The 2,960-nt window shown below is 42.9% G+C and carries 3 protein-coding genes; 1 reads left to right on the forward strand and 2 read right to left on the reverse strand.

Features of this window, described 5'->3' with window-relative positions; translation table 11 throughout:
- Nucleotides 1–129: 129 nt before the first annotated feature.
- Nucleotides 130–987: a hypothetical protein gene (locus tag RM811_RS10390; RefSeq protein WP_402523720.1), complete on the reverse strand. Its 858-nt coding sequence runs from the start codon at nt 985–987 to the stop codon at nt 130–132.
- 376 nt (nt 988–1,363) lie between these two features.
- Between RM811_RS10390 and RM811_RS10395 the strand changes: the two genes are divergently transcribed.
- Entirely contained in the window at nt 1,364–2,428 is a 1,065-nt protein-coding gene (locus RM811_RS10395) for an IS4 family transposase (protein ID WP_402523722.1), read from the forward strand.
- Between the two features lie 49 nt (nt 2,429–2,477).
- Here the strand turns inward: RM811_RS10395 and RM811_RS10400 are convergent.
- Nucleotides 2,478–2,960 (reverse strand): hypothetical protein (locus RM811_RS10400; protein ID WP_402523725.1); only part of this gene is annotated, 483 nt, incomplete at its 5' end.

A 2,960-nucleotide genomic window follows, 5' to 3' on the forward strand; every position in this document is an offset into this window, starting at 1 on the left:
AGGTCAGTAGGTTGGTTGGAGTTATTTAGTAAAATGAACTCGGTCATATTTCATGTCCGATCTCCTTGCAGCACAAGGGATTGAGTCTTATTTATGACCAACCGATCGAAAATATTCGATTTCATTTGGTTAACTACTTACCGTTAAATCAGAAACAGCATCATCCAATTCACAAGAGCTATGGTGACTATTCAAATACGGGTCCAACATCCACTGGTTTGTATTATCAGCTTTCCATTGTGCGCTATAAGTTGGCGCGTTGGATTTTTCAGTTTTCTGGGGACAAACGCTGTGATGTTTGTTTGGGCCGTTTTTTTGCAATTGACCTGTCTCAGTCCTGTTTTGGAGTGCATCGACAACCGTAATTGGCTTTGTTTGATGTTTTTTCTTATTAGAAGCCAGGGGGAGCAATATATTAGATTGTGGTGGATTATAAGTCGAAGTATTAGTAGGACTTTTTGTTTCTTCGTTTTTAAGCCTATCTGATTTTTGCATAATAGCCGGTGTAATATTTCGAATTATTTCGTCTTTTGTTTTTCTCCTTTCTGTCGTTTGACCATCAAGTGTTTCAATAATACCGGTTGGTGATTGTTTAGACCGAGCCAGTATCAGGTTTCGAATTTCACCCGGATCCTCCTTAGAAGCTGGCTTGGCTATATTATTTCCAGCTTCAGTGATTGATATGTCCCGAATTTCATAGGAATCCTCCTTAGAAAATGGCTGGGCTATATTATTTCCAGCTTCAGTGATTGATAGGCTGTGAGTTCTTTGACATTGTGCATCATTAGAAGGCTGCGTTTTTCGTTGAAAAATAGAAGCTGCTTCCTGATGATTGCCCGGTGTGACTGATGAATACAGTCTTACAGGAGTGGTTGTTTTATTTAATGATTTGTTAAATACAAAACCTTTTTCTGTCGAACCTGTAGAGGTGGGGAGCTGAAAATAGCCACCACTGGTGTTAAGCATTAAACACTGACCATTTGCCATAAAGAACGTCCAACCTCTTTAATTATCACGAGTTACGTTATAAAAACTCTTGTAGAGCAATACTTCGGACAGTTTTTCCCCTGTAATTCTGGGGCCTGCAGCGTCATAAAGTACTTTTTGGAAACTCTGGGCTGCCCCAAGCTTGCGATAAATACCCGTTATTACAGCACTTGACCTACAAGGATTGAGTCCTTGAAAAACTGTCCGCAGTATTGGTAGAGTGACAGCCTCCGATGTAATTAGTTCAGATATTTTTCTCTGTACGGGACAAAAAAACTGAAGTCCTTGATTTTCAAGGCACAGAGAGTATGAGCTGACTCTCCCATAAGGTAACCTGCACGGTCTCTAACCCCCGAATAGGTTACGGTTGTTGAACATGGAAGAAGTCAACTCATTAGCCAAGAAGCTTAAGGCCCATCTGCCCCTGCATCAAGCCCGGATCACCTTCATGTCACCGTTTATACTGGCCTTGCTGCGTAGCCGTTCCACCAACTTGTATCGTGTAGCCGAGGAGTTTCAGACGAAGGCAGACAGCGAATCCAGTTATCGCCGTATAAAGCGGTTTTTCGCTGACTATGACTACCGTTTTGAGCAGTTAGGAGAGCTGATTCTGAGCTGCCTGGATATGGAGCGATTTACCCTGTGCATGGATAGAACCAACTGGAAGCATGGCTCCAAAGACGTCAACTATCTGGTGGTTTCAATCGCTTGGCAAGGGGCCTCAATTCCCATTGTTTGGGAGTGCCTTGACAAGAAAGGCGGAAACTCCAACACCGATAAACGCATAGCGGTGATGGAGCGTGTGCTAAAGCTCATCCCGGCAGACCGTATTGACAACCTTCTGGCAGATCGTGAGTTTATAGGCCACGAATGGTTTGAGTGGCTACGTCAAAACAAACTGTCATGCCGGCTCCGGGTTAAAAGCGACAATGTGGTGGAGCATGAAGGCAAAAAGATTGCCATTGGCCGGTTATGTAGAGGCGCTCGGTTCAATCAGACAGTAACGTGGTATACCAAAAAGAAAGTGTCAGGAGTTCCTCTGTATATTGCTGCACGCCGGACACTGGAAGGTCTTCTGATTGTGGTGGCGACAGAAAAGCCAGACAGCATGATAGAAGACTACGCTAAACGCTGGGGCATTGAGACACTGTTTGGCAACCTGAAAAGCCGGGGCTTTGATATGGAGTCTACACATATGACGAACCTCGATCGGATGGACAAACTTATGAGACTACTGACGATAGCTGTCGTATGGTTCCTGCTTGTGGGACATTGGCATCACGGGGATGCAGATCAATTACCATTGAACAAGCATTATCGACCAGCGAAGAGCCTGTTCCGATTAGGCTTGGATATGCTCAGACGGGTACTCAAAAATAGCTGTTCAAAAAACGATCAGATCACTTTTTTAGATTTGCTAAATGTTTTGTCCCGTACATAGCAAAAAAGCACTCAATTAAAAGTGCTGAATAAAATATTTTGGGATTTTTTTAAATGACTGGAATAAATAGAAGTACGCAGGATGCAGATGTTTTTTCAGCTGGCTTGCCACTCTTTAATCGCTTCACCCATAACCGGGTAAAATCCCTATAATGAAAACCATGATAGCCGGTTAGACGACTTCTGACTTGATTATAACTGGGAACAATGCCTTCCCTTTCGAGATCAATAATAATCTTGGATATTTCACAAGTAAATCGTTCGTACCTGATTTCACTCTCTGACCTCCGGACTTTCTGGTTTTCCTGAACCAGCTCACGAGTTAATTCTGGAAAATAATAAGAGAGAAAGCTGACACCGAGTTCCAGCTCTTTATCGATTTTAGGCAATGGGGTGATTTCTTTTGATATACAATACGACTTTAGACGTTTTTCGATAGCTTCCATCTCCAGTGGTGAGTCAAACGATCGCCGAATAAGTCTAGTGCATATTCCGGTAACACTTGAACACTCATTCTGGTAACACTTGAACAC

It is taken from the genome of Endozoicomonas sp. (assembly GCF_031844845.1).
In the GTDB taxonomy this organism is placed as follows: domain Bacteria; phylum Pseudomonadota; class Gammaproteobacteria; order Pseudomonadales; family Endozoicomonadaceae; genus Endozoicomonas.

What these genes read in the sequence shown, in the direction of transcription:
- RM811_RS10395 (WP_402523722.1), top strand. Translation starts at nt 1,364, where the DNA reads ATGGAAGAAGTCAACTCATTAGCCAAGAAGCTTAAGGCCCATCTGCCC.
- RM811_RS10390 (WP_402523720.1), bottom strand. Translation starts at nt 987, where the DNA reads ATGGCAAATGGTCAGTGTTTAATGCTTAACACCAGTGGTGGCTATTTT.